Source organism: Aequorivita marina (assembly GCF_031631895.2).
Classification (GTDB): domain Bacteria; phylum Bacteroidota; class Bacteroidia; order Flavobacteriales; family Flavobacteriaceae; genus Aequorivita; species Aequorivita marina.
In genome coordinates, this window is record NZ_JAVMBW020000005.1 from 32,814 (window position 1) to 48,843 (window position 16,030).

Genomic DNA, 16,030 nt, shown 5'->3' on the forward strand with positions numbered 1-16,030 from the left:
TTATTCCCTCGGAAGAAACACCTCAGCCATCATACATCTAGCACTTCCGCCACCACAGGTTTCAATTGTGGTTAAATCGCTGCTCAAGATATCGCAGGATTTTTCAATAGTTTCAATCTGGTCTTGACTTAAACTTTTATGAGCCGCAGTACTCATGACTAAGTATTTTTTATCGGCTCCTTGCACCTGAAGCATATTACCAGCAAAATGATGCATCTGATCTTCACTGATGTCTATAACTTGCTTGTTGTCACTTTTTAGGTGCTTTAACAAGTTTTTCTTTTCAGTTTTGTTGTCAATTGTATCTAAACACACCACGCAAAAATCTTCAGCAAGGCACATCATTACATTAGTATGATAAATAGGAACACGTTTGTCCGCAACGGTTTGGTTTGCTGTAAACATAACCGGTGTGTATTCAAAGTCTTCACAAAACTCTATCAATAATTCCTCATGTGCTCTTGGGGAAAGGGCACAATAGGCTTTTTTGTTTACGCGGTCTAGTAGTAAATTACCCGTACCTTCCAAGAATATACCTTCCTCTTCAGCTGAAGTATAATCGTAAACATTATTAATTATAAAACCTTCTTTCTCCAAGCGAATAAGAATATCCTCACGTCTTTCTCGGCGTCGGTTTTCAGCAAACATCGGGTACAATCCAATATTGCTATCTGCATGAAAACTAATCCAGTTATTGGGAAAAATAGAATCTGGTGTATCCAGTTGGATGTCATCATCTTCCACTATTACATTTACCCCCACCGCACGTAGTTTTTCCACAAAAGCGTCAAACTCTTCTTGAGCCTTCGCATTCACTTCAGCATTTTTAAGTGCAATATCTTCTTGAAAAAAATTATTTACGGCCGTTTGCTCGTTCATTCTAAACGCAACAGGACGTATCATCAATATGGAATCTGTAATTTGTTTTGCCAAGGTAAAAATTTTTAGAGTGCAAATTTAAGAGATTTTTCTGTGGAAAAAATACTTTTAAATGGAGAATTTGCTTTAGGTTACGCTTTCTTTTTCTATAATTTTTTAGTCGTGTCCGACTAAGATATAAGACCGCTGCGCTGAAAGACATAAGACGTAAGACTTGCTTTTTAATAGATTGAAAACTAGATAAAATTGATTAAACATACTTTTTAATCGATAAATTTTGATGCTAAGTATATTAGCACGCTGTCATTAAATAAAAATATTCTAATTGCCTATTATCTTTGACCCAATAAATTTTCTCACTCTTTTAATCGGACACTAATGATAATTTTTTCAGAAACATAATCAAATGTAAACTATAGCCGAGACAACTTTCGGAACTATGGAAACTAATTCCATAAATCAAGTTTACCCTTTCCTTAACTGAGGGCTTTACCGTACGCTGAAAGCATTTTCTTATAAAATAAATAGTGCAAATGGCTATTGTCAAGACAACCTATAAGTGTTTCTTTTAAATCGGAATAGCAAAATTGATCTGTTACAGCAGTATTAACATCAAAAAGCTTTACCGGACTCGTGGTTAACGGCTTGGCATTTGAGGCATAGATTTTTTGTTCGGCATAATCAACTTTTACATGAACCGCATGGAAACAAAACTTGAGATATGCCTCATGAAAAGCTATAAACTTACTAATGGGTTGTTCTTTAAATTGACAACTCGTATCAATAAGCGTCCGCATTTCTTCTTGGATGGTTTCCTGTGTCTTTTCCATTCTGATTAATTCTATGTACAATATAAGTTACAAAGAAATTATTCAGAAAAATTTAAAAAAGGCAAACTTTGGCGTCAATTTAACGCCTGAATTTTAATACGTTAAATAAATTAGCGGTTATAGATTATTTTTGAGTTTTAAGACCTTCGCTGCTCCAAAGTAGGTAACCGCCTTCCATGTCGTAAATTTTCTCAAAGCCCATATCCTTTAGCGTAGCGGCAGCTTTTTGACTCCTATTTCCGCTTCGGCAGTAAAGATACACGGGTTGGCTTTTATCTAAAGTCTTGGCTTTTTCGGCAAAATCATCTTCTAACACATCAATATTTACAGCGCTTTCTAGATGTCCTTCCTCAAATTCTTTATTGGTGCGCACATCTAACAATTGCACTTGGTTTCCTGCCGTTGCATCGTGAAATTTCTGCGGAGCCAACACTTCAATCTGATCTATTTCTTTTGATTCCTCCTTGTTTTTACAAGAAGCAAAAAACAATAGCATTGAAAATATAATAAGTACGCTTATCCTTTTCATAACAGTAATTTTTTAATTAGTAGTTTCTCCCTTCCATTCGGTGATGCCGCCCTTTAAATTGTATGCGTTTTTTACACCTACAGAATTTAGCAGCATACAAGCTTGAGCGCTTCTGCCACCTGCTTTGCAGTAAACATAGTAGTTTTTATCCGGATCTAATGCCTTTGCTTGTTTAAGGAATTCAGCTCCATTATAAATGTCTATTTGCTTTGCTCCAGGAATATAAGCTTCCTCAAATTCCGCATCGGTACGCACGTCAATAATTACTGCGTTATCATCATTTTCTAATTGTTCAGTCCACTGTTCTTGTGTCAAGTCTGCCATTTCTATTTTTTTTTGTAAAGCTAATCAATAAGAACAAAGTGAAATAATTTTTCAAAATAAAAATACAGGAATGGTCGTTTTTTCAAAAAGCTTTTTATCTTTGAAGTTCAAAATGTTTACAATTACAACAAATACTTGGTGGTGGAAAAACTTACGGCAACCTTCGTGAGCAGAACACCTATGGTATAAATTATATACAAAAAGGCTTGTCAATCACGACAAGCCTTTTTTTTTGGCCATACCGCTCAGGATCCGCTCATGATATTTAAATTGGTCTGTTAAGAAGACCGAAATGATAAAAATAAAATGAAATACAATTTAAAAACACATTCAAAAAAGCTATTGGCAGATACTTTGACACCTGTTTCGGTGTATTTGCGATTGCGCGATAAATTCCCAAATAGCTTGCTCTTGGAAAGTAGCGACTATCATGCCAACAACAATAGCTTCAGTTATATCTGCTTTAACCCAATTGCATCTATAAAGGTTCAAAATGAAACCATTTTTCAACATTTTCCCGGTGGAAAAAGCTCAACAACCGAAATTTCAGAAAACATAAATGTTCCAAATATCTTGGATAAATTCGCCTCGTCTTTCTCTTCTGAAGAAAATAATTTCAAGTTTATCAACAACGGCCTTTTTGGCTATATAGGCTTTGATGCGGTCCGTTATTTTGAAGATTTAGAGCTTTCAAAAAAAGAAGAAAACCTTGAAATGCCAGATTTGTTTTATGCAGTTTACCAAAATATCATCGCTATAAACCATTTTAACAATGAAGCCTATATTTTTGCACACTGCTACAATACAGAAAGTAATATTTCGGAAATTGAGCGAATTTTAAAATCAAAAAGTTATGCCGAATTCGCCTTTAAACGGTCAGAGGAACGCACTACAAACATCAACGATGCAGATTTCAAGAGTCTAGTTAGTAAGTGTAAAGCACATTGCAAGCGTGGTGATGTATTTCAAATAGTACCTAGCAAACGTTTTTCTCAGAAATTTCAAGGCGACGACTTCAATGTTTATCGTGCGTTGCGGAGTGTAAACCCATCGCCATATCTGTTTTACTTTGACTATGGTCATTTTAAGATCTTCGGAAGTTCACCGGAAGCACAGCTTGTGGTAAAAGGTGATCTTGCAGAAATTCATCCCATTGCAGGTACTTTTAAACGTACGGGTAACGATGAACAAGATGCCGAGCTGGCAAAAAAACTGGCTGCGGATAAAAAAGAAAATAGCGAACACGTCATGCTGGTAGATTTGGCACGAAATGACCTCAGCCGCCACGGAACCAATGTAAAGGTTGAAACCTATAAGGAAATCCAATTTTTTTCGCACGTCATTCACTTAGTGAGCAAAGTTACCGCTACAAAAAAACCATCAACTGCAACCATGCAAATTGTGGCCGATACATTTCCGGCAGGAACGCTAAGTGGCGCGCCAAAACACAAAGCCCTTCAGTTACTTGAAAAGTATGAAAATAGAAGTCGCGAGTTTTATGGAGGTGCCATTGGGTTTATGGATTTCAGTGGTAATTTTAATCACGCCATCATCATCCGTTCCTTTGTGAGCAAAAACCACACACTGCACTATCAAGCCGGTGCCGGCGTGGTTTCAGAAAGCAATGAAGAAAATGAATTACAAGAAGTATATAATAAATTAGGTGCCTTGACAAAAGCGCTGGAATTAGCTGAAAATATTTGACCTGCAAGGTGTTGTTTTCTTTATGCGACAGCAAAAAAGAAAACCTCCTTGTAGGTCTAAACTCTTTGATTGAATAGTTATGAAAAATAAAAACAACAAGCAAGATCCCTTTCCTCATGAGAAAGGCTTAGGGATGGGACTAAAAATACTGGTAATAGATAATTACGACAGTTTTGTGTACAATTTGGTTCACTATTTAGAGGAATTGGATTGCGAAGTAAGCGTGAAACGAAACGACAGGTTTACACTGGAAGAAGTGGCAGATTTCGACAAAATTCTACTTTCTCCAGGCCCAGGAATTCCAGATGAAGCGGGATTGTTGAAGGAGGTGATAAAACAATACGCAACTTCAAAACCAATTTTAGGTGTTTGCTTAGGGCAACAAGCTATTGGGGAAGTTTTTGGTGGAAATTTGGAAAATTTAAGTGAGGTTTTTCATGGCGTTGCCACCACAGCAACCATTCTATCTAAGAACGAACCATTATTTAAAGGGCTGGAAAGTAAAATTGAAATAGGAAGATACCACAGTTGGGTAGTATCAAAAAAAGGATTTCCAGAAGTTTTGGAGGTTACCTCGGAAGATGACCACGGGCAGATAATGTCGCTCCGTCATAAATTTTATAACGTATGTGGCGTGCAGTTTCATCCTGAGAGCGTATTGACACCAATGGGGAAGCAGATTATTAGGAATTGGGTAACCTCCTAGCCCCAAAAGGGAAATTAGTGTTCAATGTTCAAAAATAAAACTTCGCGACTTCGCGCCTTTACTAGAGAAACAAGACTAAAATAAAAAGATACCCGTGTTCGCGGGCATGATTATGAAAAAAATTCTAAACAGGTTAATAAACCACGAGCATCTTTCAAAGGAAGAAGCAAGAGCCGTTTTGGTTAATATTTCCGAAGACAAATACAATCAAAGTCAGATTGCGGCATTCTTGACTGTTTTTATGATGCGAAACGTAACTTTAGAGGAGTTAGAAGGTTTTCGCGACGCCTTGCTAGATTTGTGCTTGGCCGTTGACTTTAGCCACTACAACACTATAGATTTATGCGGTACTGGCGGCGATGGTAAAAACACATTTAACATTTCAACATTGGCATCTTTTGTTACTGCTGGAGCCGGGGTTAAAGTAACAAAACACGGCAACTACGGGGTTTCATCGGTTAGCGGTAGTAGCAATGTTATGGAAGCTTTAGGCGTAAAGTTCAGCAATAGCAAAGATTTTCTACATCGCAGTATAGACGAAGCCGGAATCTGCATTTTGCACGCTCCCCTATTCCATCCGGCAATGAAGAATGTGGGACCAATCCGAAGAGAATTAGGCGTAAAAACCTTCTTTAATATGTTGGGACCAATGGTAAACCCTGCCTTTCCAAAAAATCAATTGGTAGGCGTTTTTAACCTGGAACTGGCCAGAATGTATGGCTATCTCTATCAAAAAAGCAATAAAGATTATGTTGTGCTTCACGCCATAGATGGGTATGATGAAGTTTCGCTTACTGGCCCAGTAAAAATGATTTCTAAAAACTCGGAAACACTCCTTAACGCTACAGATTTCGGAGTGAATGAAATTGCTGAATCTGAAATTTTTGGCGGAGAAACCATAAAATCTTCGGCCAAAATATTTATAGATATCTTAAACGGAAATGGAACCGAAGCTCAAAACAACGTGGTTTGTGCAAATGCTGCATTGGCAATTTCAGTAGTTAAAAAATGCTCCATTTTAGAAGGTTTTGAAAAAGCGAAGCAGTCTTTACAGTCTAAAAATGCACTGAACGCTTTAAAAAAATTACAAGATATAAGTGGCTAAACCTCTTTCTTTTTCCAAGGAGAATTAGGTCAATAAAATAAACTATCATGAACATTTTAGACAAAATAGCAGCCTACAAATTAAAAGAAGTGGAGGCAAAAAAAGAAACAATCCCGATTCGGTTGTTAGAGCGATTTCCATTATTTTCAAAAGAAACCAGATCTTTAGCAGAGGCTTTACAAAATTCTTCAACCGGAATTATTGCGGAACACAAACGGCGATCGCCCAGCAAATCGGTAATCAACGAAAAAGTATTGCTGCACGAAGTTGTTTCAGGCTACGAAAAGGCGGGTGCTTCGGCAATCTCAGTTTTAACGGACACTAACTTTTTTGGCGGATCATTAGACGATCTTCTCTTGACTAAAAACTCGGTTTTACTACCCGTTCTTCGGAAAGAGTTTATTGTTGATCCGTATCAAATTTATGAAGCCAAGGCTTATGGTGCAGATGCAATTTTATTGATTGCAGCCTGTCTTTCAGCAGAAAGCTTAAAGCAGTTTTCACACCTAGCAAAAAGTTTGAAGATGGACGTTTTACTGGAAATCCATAACCGTGATGAACTTGAAAAATCACTCTTGCCTAATGTAGATATCATAGGTGTAAACAACAGAAATCTTAAAAACTTCAAGGTAGATATTGACACCAGCAAAACTCTTTCAGAGAAAATACCAAAAGATTTCGTAAAAATTTCAGAAAGTGGAATCAGCAGGGTTGAAACCATAAACGATTTAAAATCATACGGTTTTGAAGGATTTCTTATTGGCGAAACATTTATGAAAACTAAAAACCCAGGCGAAACTGCAAAACAGTTTATTAAAAACTTATCGTTATGACAAGCAAACCAACACCTTCCACTTCAGAAAGCGCTAAAATGGCATTAAAAATCTGTGGTATGAAACACAACATTGCCGAAGTTGCCTCTCTCCAACCAGATTATCTCGGATTTATCTTTTATAAAAAAAGTCCGCGTTATTTTGATTCCGGAGAAATCCCTGAGGTGCCAGAAGGCGTAAAAAAAGTTGGCGTTTTTGTGAATGCAACTATAACCGAAATTCTTGAAGCCTATAAAAAGTATGACCTAGATGTAATACAGCTTCACGGGGATGAAACCAAGGAGTTTATTTTAAACCTAAATATGTTTTTACGCTTAAAATTTTGGGATGGCTACGATGTTTGGAAGGTTTTTAAGGTTGATGATGATTTTAATTTTGATGAAACTTATGACTTCGTAGGTAAGGTGGACGCATTTTTATTTGACACCAAAGGCGAAAACCACGGCGGAAACGGTAAAACTTTTAACTGGGAAATTTTAAAGCGTTATACATACCGAACCCCGTTTATTTTAAGTGGCGGTATTGGCATAGAGCAAACAGCAGAAATTAAGGAAGTATTAGAGTGGAATTTACCAATAATTGGCATTGACGTAAACAGCAAGTTTGAAACGGAACCGGGAAGAAAAGATGTTTCCTTTCTGCAAGATTTCCTGCAAGGTTTTTAGAACATTCTGCAGGGTTTCCAAAACCCTGTAGGTCTAAATTAATATTTTGGAATAACACAAAAATTATGAAACAGAACAATCAACAAACTACTTCAGCTTCGGCAGGAAAATACAGCATAAACAAAAATGGCTACTACGGCGAATTTGGCGGGGCTTATATTCCAGAAATGCTTTATCCAAATGTGGAGGAACTTCGGCAGAATTATTTAACTATAATGGCCGAGGAATCCTTTCAAAAGGAATTTCAGCAGTTATTAAAAGACTATGTTGGTAGGCCTACTCCGCTTTATTTTGCAAAACGACTTTCAGAGAAATACAACACTAAAATTTATTTAAAACGCGAAGACCTTTGCCATACAGGGGCGCATAAAATAAACAATACCATCGGTCAGGTTTTAATGGCAAAGCGTTTGGGCAAGTCTCGCATAATAGCCGAGACCGGGGCTGGACAACACGGGGTAGCAACCGCCACGGTCTGCGCATTAATGGGGCTAGAATGTGTGATTTTTATGGGCGAAATAGATATAAAACGACAAGCCCCAAACGTTGCACGGATGAAAATGCTTGGGGCAAAAGTAATTCCGGCAACCAGTGGCAGTAAAACCCTAAAAGATGCCACCAACGAGGCAATTCGCGATTGGATAAACAACCCTGTAAACACACATTATATTATAGGCAGTGTAGTTGGGCCGCATCCTTATCCAGATATGGTAGCGCGTTTTCAAAGTATAATTTCCGAAGAGATAAAATCCCAACTCAAGAAATTAGAAGGCCGTGAAAGTCCAGATTTTGTTGTTGCCTGTGTTGGTGGCGGCAGTAATGCTGCTGGCGCATTTTATGAGTACCTAGACACCCCTGAAGTGGGAATTATTGCCGCAGAAGCAGCAGGAAAAGGTATTGATACCGGCCAAAGTGCCGCGACCTCAGCCCTGGGAAAAGCAGGGATTATCCATGGCAGCAAAACCTTGTTAATGCAAAACCAAGACGGACAAATAACGGAGCCATACTCTATTTCGGCCGGGTTGGATTATCCCGGTGTTGGCCCAATGCACGCACACCTCTTTGCTTCCGAACGTGGGGAGTTCATTTCTATTACCGATAACGAGGCTATGCAAGCCGGACTCGAACTTTGTAAGTTAGAAGGCATTATTCCCGCCATTGAAAGCAGTCACGCCCTTGCAATTTTAAAAAGTAAAAAGTTCAAAAAAGAGGATATCGTCGTTGTGAATTTAAGTGGTCGTGGCGATAAGGACTTGGATACATATATCAATCATTTTAACCTATAAACTGAGCTCACAGGTTTCAAAAACTAGTAAAAACGCTACGCTATTATGAATCGAATTAAAGAAAGACTAAAGCAAAACAAAAAACTGCTCTCCATATATTTTACGGCAGGATATCCAGAACATGAGGACACCCTCAGCATTCTTCAACAGCTTGAAAAAGGTGGGGTGGATATGGTTGAAATAGGCTTACCCTTTAGCGATCCGCTGGCCGATGGCCCTACTATTCAGGCCAGTTCACAAGTTGCTTTAGAAAACGGCATGACCACCGAACGCCTTTTTGAACAATTAGAAACGGTTCGAGAAACAGTTTCCATTCCATTAATTATCATGGGGTATTTTAACCCGATACTTCAGTTTGGAGTTGAAAATTTTTGTAGAAAATGTGCAGAAGTTGGCATTGACGGATTGATTTTGCCAGATCTTCCACTGGCGGAATACGAGGAACATTATGCCGAAACATTCAAAAAACATGGCCTGATTAATGTTTTTCTTATTACACCACAAACTTCAGAAGAACGCATTCATAAAATTGACGCTGTTTCCGAAGGTTTTATTTATATGGTAAGCAGCGCTAGTGTTACTGGTAGTGCCAGTGGTTTCGGTAAAGAACAGGAAGCGTATTTTAAGCGTATTGCCAACATGCAGCTTTCCACGCCCTTAATTCTTGGATTTGGAGTAAAGGATTCTAAAACCTTTCTGCAAGCTACTTCCCATACAAATGGAGCAATTATAGGCAGTGCTTTTATTAAAATGCTTTCAAAAAATGGAATTGATGGAATATCGAGGTTTATTGCCGCTATTCGGTAATTTTAACCATTATTTAGCAAGGATTTAATACAGTTTTCAGTTGATTTTTTATAGTTTAGGGAATGAATAAAAAAACGAATGTTATGGATAAGAAGTATGAAAGAAAGAAAGAGCAGAAAAATCCAACAAACCCAACTGGAAAAACAGAGCGTGAAACCAATGAGTTTGATATTGACAAGGAAACTATAAAAGAACAGCAAAATAAAAAATAATGGGAAAAGGAGATAAAAAGACGAAACGCGGAAAAATAAACATTGGCTCGTATGGCAAGCTAAGGCCCAAACGTAAAAAATTCAACGTTCGGCCAAAACCTACGAAAGACGCCCAAAAGAAAGAGGGATAAGAAAATTGGCCGTTACGCCTAGGAGTTTAGGCATATAACATACTAATTATTCCTTTAGACTTTAAAAGCATTTGGAAACAAATTTTGTTTTCAGATGCTTTTTTATTTTTTAAATCACCCTAAAGAAGCTTAACCGAAATATTATATTTGCAATTCAACTTTACCTTTTAAAATGATTGGACCCGTTTCTGGATTTTCAAAAAAAACCAAGGCTGAAAAAATTGAATGGCTGGCAAAAAATTATCTACAAAACCGCCCAGACGCAATTCAGGTTTTAAAAAAGTATTGGAATGAAGACGCCACGCTTCAGCAACTTCATGACGATTTTATAGAAAACACACTTTCCAATTATTATTTGCCGTTCGGTATTGCACCCAATTTTCTAATTAATGAAAAGCTTTACGCTCTACCCATGGTCACCGAAGAAAGCTCAGTGGTAGCGGCTGCTAGCAATGCGGCAAAGTTTTGGTTGGAGCGTGGCGGTTTTAAAGCAGAAGTGATTTCTACCGAAAAAAACGGGCAGATTCATTTTAATTACTTCGGAAGTGAAAAAGAGCTAGAAACTTTCTTTGAAGCGGTAAAGCCAAAGCTTCGCAAGAGCATACAGGACATTGAAAAAAACATGAAGGCTCGCGGCGGCGGACTTTTAGAACTTTCACTGGTTGATAAATCGCATATTTTAGAGGGCTATTCTTATATACACGCCACTTTTGAAACCTTGGATGCCATGGGTGCAAATTTCATCAATAGTTGTTTAGAGCAAATGGCGCATACGTTTGAAGCGGAAGCAAAGCAGTACGAAGTATTTCGGAAAAAAGAACAATACCCAGAAGTGGTAATGAGCATTCTTTCCAATTATGTGCCAGATTGTTTAGTACGTGCCGAAGTGAGCTGCAAAGTTGAGGAATTGACCACAAAGCAACACAACGGAAGGGAGTTTGCCAAAAAATTTATACGCGCTATTGAGATTGCTAAAACCGAGACACACCGTGCCGTAACTCACAACAAAGGAATTATGAACGGGGTTGATGCCGTGGTTTTGGCGACCGGAAATGATTTTCGTGCCGTTGAAGCGGGCGTACACGCCTATGCCGCAAGAAACAGTTACTACGGAAGCTTAACACATGCAAAAGTGGAAGATGGCGTTTTCACATTCTGGATAGAACTGCCTTTGGCCATAGGAACCGTAGGTGGACTAACATCACTTCATCCCTTGACAAAATTGGCTTTTGAAATCCTTCAAAAACCGGATGCCAAACAGTTGATGAAAATAATGGCCGTTGCCGGTTTGGCGCAAAACTTTGCTGCTATTCGATCTTTGGTTACTGTTGGAATCCAGAAAGGACACATGAAAATGCACTTGATGAATATCTTAAACCAATTTAATGCTTCAAAAGAAGAAAAAACAAAAGCCTTGGAACATTTTAAAGATAATGCAGTTTCGCATAACGCGGTGGTGGAATTTTTGAAGCATATAAAAAACTAGACATTTAATTAAGATGTAATTATATTTTTTTGTAGTTTCATAAAATGAAATATCACATATCGCTGCTGTTTTTATTTTGTGCCTTCCTCATGCAAGCACAGCAGGAAAGCTTAACAAAAACTCGATTTGTAACCGGTTTATCTGTGCCAGAATTAATCCATTTAGGCGCAAATGTAGATGTGGGAAAACGTAGCCAAATTGGAGCTTCTACGGGATTTTTAGTGTTTTATGGCTATCATCCCACCTTAAGTGTTGAGCATAGGTTATACTTTTCAAAATTAAATGATTTTACAAATAGACGAAATTGGTTTTTTAGACAAAGCGGCACTTATCTTCCTAGTATTGGTGATGAAATAGGCTCCGATTATCAAACTGCTCTAAGCTTGAGCATTGGCTTAGACTTTCGGTCTAAAAGCAGAAAAAGTGGCTGGACGCTAGATCTGGGTGCCTTTATTGCTTTTCCGCACGAGGATAGTACTGGCAGCAACAGTGACACAGTAATTGGCCCTATGCTACGTATACAATATTATAGTTATTTTAAAAAAAAGTAAAGATTGAATAAAACCTTCTACAGCAACGGAAAATTATTGCTCACCGGTGAGTATGTTGTGCTCGATGGGGCTACGGCTTTAGCTATCCCCACAACGTATGGGCAATCGCTGGAGGTGGCTCCTTCAGAAAAAAATGGAATTCATTGGAAGAGCTTGGACGAACAAGGTTCGGTTTGGTTTGAAGGACAATTCGGCATAAACAATTTTGAAATTGAAAAGCGTGATGATGACGTTTCCCGAACACTCTCAAAAATACTTCGCGAAGCTAGAAAGCTGAATCATGATTTTCTCACCAAAGTTGACGGAATACAAGTGACTACAAAGTTAGATTTTCCGCGTAACTGGGGTTTGGGAACCTCTTCCACCTTAATAAACAACATTGCACAATGGGCAAATGTCAACGCTTTTCAACTTCTGAAAAATAGCTTTGGCGGAAGTGGTTACGATATTGCCGCTGCGCAAAATAATTCTCCTTTATTATATGAATTGCAAAATGGAGTCCCAAAATTTGAAAAAGTAAAAATTAATTGGAGCTTTAAAGATCAATTATTCTTTGTTCACTTAAACCAAAAACAAGATAGTAAAGAAGGGATTGCGAGATATAGAAGTGCCTCAGTTGATAAAAAATCCATTCAACAAATTTCAGCTATTAGCAAAAAGCTTTTACTGTGTAACTCACTTTCAGAATTTGAGCAGTTGATGGATTTACACGAAGCAATAATTTCAGAAATTATAGATCTTCCCACAGTTAAAGAACAGTTTTTTAGTGATTATTCTGGAACTATCAAAAGTTTAGGCGCTTGGGGTGGCGATTTTATTTTGGTGATGGGAAATGAAAATGATATGGATTACTTCCGAAGAAAAGGATATGGCACGATTATTCCTTTTAAGAAGATGATTAAGTAACCAGAAAGGAAATTACAATGCAATACCTCCCCTTATATTTATTGCTGCTTTTTACCAGTTTGTCAATGTCGCAAGTGAAGGTCTATAAAGGAAATTCTACTTATAGCGGCGATGTTATCTGTACTGTAAACGATGCGAAAGTCTATAAGAAAAACTCCAATTACTCTGGCGATATATTGCTTCGGATTGCCGAGAATAAAATCTATAAGGGCAATTCCACCTATTCTGGCGACATTATTTATACCATTATAGAAGGAAAGGTTTATAAAGGCAATTCTAGCTATTCGGGAGATGTTGTTATGAACATTAAGGATGGGAAGGTCTATAAAAAGAATTCAAATTACTCTGGAGACATTGTAGCTACATTAAGCGACGGCAATGTTTACGCGGGCACTTCAAATTATAGTGGCGACATTCTTTTTACAATAAACGACTTTGTTACCATTGAAGAATTTGTAGCGATTTATCACGTTTTTAAATATGTGTATTAGCTTCATGCGAGGGTTTCATGTAAAATTCGGTGAGCTTTCAAGCAAAGACAACCATTCCCCCTTCCGCCCGCCGAATGGAAATTAGCAGTTTGAATATAGGTTGTAGCGACAGACATCATCCCCTGAAATAGGATAAGAGGCACTTACCAGCACCCAATAATAATACAGCAAAAAACAAAAATAATAGCACCAACGCACCCCCCCTATTTTCAGGGAGGGGTGGACGTCGCGGAACAATGTTTTTCTATCAGCGCAAAAGCTTAATTGCGACGGACGGGGTGGGTCGTTCTCTAGGCGTGAGAGGCATAAACTACACTACCGCTGGGGTCACGGGAAAGTATGAACAAATCCTAAAAATACAAAAAACCCGAAGCAAATGCTTCGGGTTTTAGTGTGGTGCCTCCAAGAATCGAACTAGGGACACATGGATTTTCAGTCCATTGCTCTACCAACTGAGCTAAGGCACCATTATTGAGACGGCAAATATAAAGCAATTTTCGTTTTCGCAAAACTTTAATTCAAAAAAATAAAAAATTATTTTCAGCACTTTAATAGGGCCTTAACAATTTCTTGCTGTTTCTAATCGTACTTTTACGGCCATAATAGAAAAAATGAACCTTGTAATTGACGTTGGAAACACTTTAGTAAAACTGGGAGTGTTTGATTTGGAAGTACTTAAACATAAAACAGCTTGCGTTAAAGAGGATTTTCTACCTACGCTAAACAACGTATCCAAGGCGTATCCATTGATTGAAAATACCATTGTTTCGTCGGTTAGTAATTTAACCGAACATCAACTTTTACAATTACAAAAGCAATATTCTGTTTTAAAGCTCACCCATCAAACCAAACTGCCTTTTATAAATAAATATGCCACGCCCCAAACTTTAGGTATAGATCGCATTGCCTTGGTTAGTGCAGCGGCAAAACAATACGCAAATACGAATGTACTGATTATTGATGCTGGCACCTGTATAACTTATGATTTTCTAAGTTTAGAAAACGAATATTTTGGCGGTGCAATTTCGCCAGGAATTTCAATGCGGTATAAGGCTTTGAATACATTTACTGAAAAACTACCCATATTGAGCGCAACTGTCCCAACTGAAATTATTGGAAATACTACTGACACTGCAATTCATTCTGGCGTGGTACACGGAATTTTACACGAAATAGATGGTTTTATAGCAGATTATAAAAAAGAAAAAGGCACTTTAACAGTTATTTTAACAGGAGGGGATGCACATTTTTTGCGAGATAGTATAAAAAATGACATCTTTGCCAACTCAAATTTTTTATTGGAGGGATTGAACCATATTTTAGAATATAACAAACATTGATGTTTAGAAAAATAGTAATTGGTTTATTTTTACTTATCACGGGTGCTGTTTTCGCACAAGAAGGAACCACATCTCCGTATTCGTATTATGGTATCGGAACCATGAAATTCCGTGGAACTGTAGAAAACAGAGCCATGGGAGGCCTTGGCGTTTTCTCTGATAGCATCCATATAAACCTACAGAATCCTGCGGGATATGCCGACCTACGCCTAATTAATTTTTCAGTTGGGGCTGGGCATAAAGCTGTGAATCAAAAAAACGAATCGGAAAGTCAAAATACTTCCGCCACGACCTTAGACTATATGGCAATGGGAATTCCCATGGGTAAGTTAGGAATGGGCTTTGGCCTTGTACCGTACTCTTCCGTAGGCTATGAGTTTTACTCAAACTTAGATGAAGGCGTTACACAATACGAAGGTAGCGGAGGCTTAAATAGAGCCTATTTATCTTTAGGGTATCAAGTTACACCAGCGCTTAGCTTGGGCGTAGATGCCAATTATAATTTTGGGAAGATTAAAAACACAGCAATTACCAAAAACCCCGATATAGCATACGGAACCCGAATTATAAACCGATCTAATCTATCAGGCTTCAGCTTTAATTTTGGTGCAATATACAAACAGATGATTACCGAGAACCTAGAACTTACAGGGTCGGTAACTTACAGTCCCGGCACCGATTTTACTTCAGAAAACTCCAGAAAAACAGCTAGCGTGTCTATACTTCCAACGGGAATATACCCTGTTGATGAGCGCGACATAAGCGTTGCAGACACCAAGTTCACATTCCCATCACAATTTACTATTGGAGCAGGTATAAGCAAACCCAAATCATGGGGTATTGGAGCGCAATACACAAACCAAGAATCTAGTAACTTTACAAACCGTACCTTTACTCTTGACAAGGTTACTTATAAAAATGCCTCAAAGTTTAATGTAGGTGGTTACTATATTCCGAAGTACAATTCGTTTGGAAAGTACTTTAAAAGAGTGGTTTATAGAGCTGGCGTAAGATTTGAAGAAACAGGATTAGTACTTGATGGTCATGATATAAACGAGTTTGGCATATCTTTTGGAGTTGGTTTACCCGTAGGACGATTATTCTCTAATGTTAACCTAGGAGTTGAGATCGGCAGACGCGGAACCACCGACTTTGGTTTGATTCAAGAAAATTTTATAAATACATTTTTAAGTTTTTCACTAAACGACCGTTGGTTCGAAAAAAGATTATATGATTAATACCAAT

At 37.9% G+C, this 16,030-nt stretch carries 19 protein-coding genes and 1 tRNA gene; 15 read left to right on the plus strand and 5 right to left on the minus strand.

What is annotated here, in order from left to right; genetic code table 11:
- The 4 genes from ctlX to QPK98_RS08235 form a co-directional block, all read right to left on the minus strand.
- Positions 1-903 carry a citrulline utilization hydrolase CtlX gene (gene ctlX / locus QPK98_RS08220; protein WP_310992881.1) on the minus strand — a complete coding sequence of 301 codons (903 nt, stop codon included), beginning with the start codon at positions 901-903 and terminating at the stop codon, positions 1-3.
- Positions 904-1,355: 452 nt separating this feature from the next.
- The gene (locus tag QPK98_RS08225) at positions 1,356-1,709 is read right to left on the minus strand and encodes a hypothetical protein (protein ID WP_310992706.1); all 354 of its coding nucleotides are present in this window, start codon (positions 1,707-1,709) and stop codon (positions 1,356-1,358) included.
- Positions 1,710-1,833: 124 nt separating this feature from the next.
- Positions 1,834-2,238, minus strand: coding sequence for a rhodanese-like domain-containing protein (locus QPK98_RS08230; protein ID WP_310992707.1), 405 nt, complete (start codon positions 2,236-2,238; stop codon positions 1,834-1,836).
- 12 nt (positions 2,239-2,250) lie between these two features.
- On the minus strand, positions 2,251-2,562 hold the full coding sequence (locus tag QPK98_RS08235) for a rhodanese-like domain-containing protein (protein ID WP_310992708.1): 312 nt from the start codon (positions 2,560-2,562) through the stop codon (positions 2,251-2,253).
- A gap of 306 nt (positions 2,563-2,868) precedes the next feature.
- On the opposite strand from QPK98_RS08235, the gene QPK98_RS08240 reads away from it, so the two are divergent.
- The 13 genes from QPK98_RS08240 (at position 2,869) to QPK98_RS08300 (ending at position 13,445) form a co-directional block, all read left to right on the plus strand.
- Positions 2,869-4,266: an anthranilate synthase component I family protein gene (locus QPK98_RS08240; protein WP_310992709.1), complete on the plus strand. Its 1,398-nt coding sequence runs from the start codon at positions 2,869-2,871 to the stop codon at positions 4,264-4,266.
- A gap of 133 nt (positions 4,267-4,399) precedes the next feature.
- The gene (locus QPK98_RS08245; RefSeq protein ID WP_310992883.1) at positions 4,400-4,972 is read left to right on the plus strand and encodes an anthranilate synthase component II; all 573 of its coding nucleotides are present in this window, start codon (positions 4,400-4,402) and stop codon (positions 4,970-4,972) included.
- Positions 4,973-5,084: 112 nt separating this feature from the next.
- Entirely contained in the window at positions 5,085-6,077 is a 993-nt protein-coding gene (gene trpD, locus QPK98_RS08250) for an anthranilate phosphoribosyltransferase (RefSeq protein WP_310992710.1), read from the plus strand.
- A 47-nt stretch (positions 6,078-6,124) separates the two neighbouring features.
- Positions 6,125-6,910: an indole-3-glycerol phosphate synthase TrpC gene (gene trpC, locus QPK98_RS08255; RefSeq protein ID WP_310992711.1), complete on the plus strand. Its 786-nt coding sequence runs from the start codon at positions 6,125-6,127 to the stop codon at positions 6,908-6,910.
- On the plus strand, positions 6,907-7,575 hold the full coding sequence (locus tag QPK98_RS08260; RefSeq protein ID WP_310992713.1) for a phosphoribosylanthranilate isomerase: 669 nt from the start codon (positions 6,907-6,909) through the stop codon (positions 7,573-7,575). Before trpC ends, QPK98_RS08260 begins: the two co-directional genes overlap by 4 nt.
- A gap of 65 nt (positions 7,576-7,640) precedes the next feature.
- The gene (trpB, locus tag QPK98_RS08265; RefSeq protein WP_310992715.1) at positions 7,641-8,861 is read left to right on the plus strand and encodes a tryptophan synthase subunit beta; all 1,221 of its coding nucleotides are present in this window, start codon (positions 7,641-7,643) and stop codon (positions 8,859-8,861) included.
- A 45-nt stretch (positions 8,862-8,906) separates the two neighbouring features.
- Positions 8,907-9,668: a tryptophan synthase subunit alpha gene (trpA, locus tag QPK98_RS08270; protein ID WP_310992717.1), complete on the plus strand. Its 762-nt coding sequence runs from the start codon at positions 8,907-8,909 to the stop codon at positions 9,666-9,668.
- A gap of 83 nt (positions 9,669-9,751) precedes the next feature.
- Positions 9,752-9,880: a hypothetical protein gene (locus QPK98_RS08275; RefSeq protein WP_310992718.1), complete on the plus strand. Its 129-nt coding sequence runs from the start codon at positions 9,752-9,754 to the stop codon at positions 9,878-9,880.
- A complete protein-coding gene (locus tag QPK98_RS08280) occupies positions 9,880-10,011 on the plus strand; it encodes a 30S ribosomal protein THX (RefSeq protein ID WP_310992719.1) in 132 nt (43 codons plus the stop codon). The genes QPK98_RS08275 and QPK98_RS08280 overlap by 1 nt, the downstream gene beginning before the upstream one ends.
- Positions 10,012-10,183: 172 nt before the next feature.
- On the plus strand, positions 10,184-11,497 hold the full coding sequence (locus tag QPK98_RS08285; RefSeq protein ID WP_310992720.1) for a hydroxymethylglutaryl-CoA reductase, degradative: 1,314 nt from the start codon (positions 10,184-10,186) through the stop codon (positions 11,495-11,497).
- Between the two features lie 44 nt (positions 11,498-11,541).
- Positions 11,542-12,048: a hypothetical protein gene (locus QPK98_RS08290; RefSeq protein ID WP_310992721.1), complete on the plus strand. Its 507-nt coding sequence runs from the start codon at positions 11,542-11,544 to the stop codon at positions 12,046-12,048.
- Positions 12,049-12,051: 3 nt separating this feature from the next.
- The gene (locus QPK98_RS08295) at positions 12,052-12,954 is read left to right on the plus strand and encodes a GYDIA family GHMP kinase (protein WP_310992722.1); all 903 of its coding nucleotides are present in this window, start codon (positions 12,052-12,054) and stop codon (positions 12,952-12,954) included.
- Positions 12,955-12,971: 17 nt separating this feature from the next.
- Positions 12,972-13,445 (plus strand): DUF2147 domain-containing protein, encoded by a 474-nt coding sequence (locus tag QPK98_RS08300; RefSeq protein ID WP_310992723.1) that lies wholly within the window; start codon positions 12,972-12,974, stop codon positions 13,443-13,445.
- Between the two features lie 394 nt (positions 13,446-13,839).
- Here QPK98_RS08300 and QPK98_RS08305 read toward each other — a convergent pair.
- Positions 13,840-13,912, minus strand: a tRNA-Phe gene (locus QPK98_RS08305).
- Between the two features lie 144 nt (positions 13,913-14,056).
- On the opposite strand from QPK98_RS08305, the gene QPK98_RS08310 reads away from it, so the two are divergent.
- Both QPK98_RS08310 and bamG read left to right on the plus strand, forming a co-directional pair.
- A complete protein-coding gene (locus tag QPK98_RS08310; protein WP_310992725.1) occupies positions 14,057-14,785 on the plus strand; it encodes a type III pantothenate kinase in 729 nt (242 codons plus the stop codon).
- A complete protein-coding gene (gene bamG / locus QPK98_RS08315; protein ID WP_310992727.1) occupies positions 14,785-16,023 on the plus strand; it encodes a BamG family beta-barrel-assembly machinery protein in 1,239 nt (412 codons plus the stop codon). The genes QPK98_RS08310 and bamG overlap by 1 nt, the downstream gene beginning before the upstream one ends.
- Positions 16,024-16,030: the final 7 nt, after the last annotated feature.

Bases quoted from the DNA above. Each gene is read 5' to 3' on its own strand.
- trpD (WP_310992710.1), top strand. From the start codon at position 5,085: ATGAAAAAAATTCTAAACAGGTTAATAAACCACGAGCATCTTTCAAAG.
- QPK98_RS08240 (WP_310992709.1), top strand. From the start codon at position 2,869: ATGAAATACAATTTAAAAACACATTCAAAAAAGCTATTGGCAGATACT.
- QPK98_RS08230 (WP_310992707.1), bottom strand. From the start codon at position 2,238: ATGAAAAGGATAAGCGTACTTATTATATTTTCAATGCTATTGTTTTTT.
- QPK98_RS08280 (WP_310992719.1), top strand. From the start codon at position 9,880: ATGGGAAAAGGAGATAAAAAGACGAAACGCGGAAAAATAAACATTGGC.
- QPK98_RS08310 (WP_310992725.1), top strand. From the start codon at position 14,057: ATGAACCTTGTAATTGACGTTGGAAACACTTTAGTAAAACTGGGAGTG.
- QPK98_RS08300 (WP_310992723.1), top strand. From the start codon at position 12,972: ATGCAATACCTCCCCTTATATTTATTGCTGCTTTTTACCAGTTTGTCA.
- bamG (WP_310992727.1), top strand. From the start codon at position 14,785: ATGTTTAGAAAAATAGTAATTGGTTTATTTTTACTTATCACGGGTGCT.
- QPK98_RS08245 (WP_310992883.1), top strand. From the start codon at position 4,400: ATGGGACTAAAAATACTGGTAATAGATAATTACGACAGTTTTGTGTAC.
- QPK98_RS08260 (WP_310992713.1), top strand. From the start codon at position 6,907: ATGACAAGCAAACCAACACCTTCCACTTCAGAAAGCGCTAAAATGGCA.
- trpA (WP_310992717.1), top strand. From the start codon at position 8,907: ATGAATCGAATTAAAGAAAGACTAAAGCAAAACAAAAAACTGCTCTCC.
- ctlX (WP_310992881.1), bottom strand. From the start codon at position 903: ATGATACGTCCTGTTGCGTTTAGAATGAACGAGCAAACGGCCGTAAAT.
- trpC (WP_310992711.1), top strand. From the start codon at position 6,125: ATGAACATTTTAGACAAAATAGCAGCCTACAAATTAAAAGAAGTGGAG.
- QPK98_RS08225 (WP_310992706.1), bottom strand. From the start codon at position 1,709: ATGGAAAAGACACAGGAAACCATCCAAGAAGAAATGCGGACGCTTATT.
- QPK98_RS08285 (WP_310992720.1), top strand. From the start codon at position 10,184: ATGATTGGACCCGTTTCTGGATTTTCAAAAAAAACCAAGGCTGAAAAA.
- QPK98_RS08290 (WP_310992721.1), top strand. From the start codon at position 11,542: ATGAAATATCACATATCGCTGCTGTTTTTATTTTGTGCCTTCCTCATG.
- trpB (WP_310992715.1), top strand. From the start codon at position 7,641: ATGAAACAGAACAATCAACAAACTACTTCAGCTTCGGCAGGAAAATAC.
- QPK98_RS08275 (WP_310992718.1), top strand. From the start codon at position 9,752: ATGGATAAGAAGTATGAAAGAAAGAAAGAGCAGAAAAATCCAACAAAC.
- QPK98_RS08235 (WP_310992708.1), bottom strand. From the start codon at position 2,562: ATGGCAGACTTGACACAAGAACAGTGGACTGAACAATTAGAAAATGAT.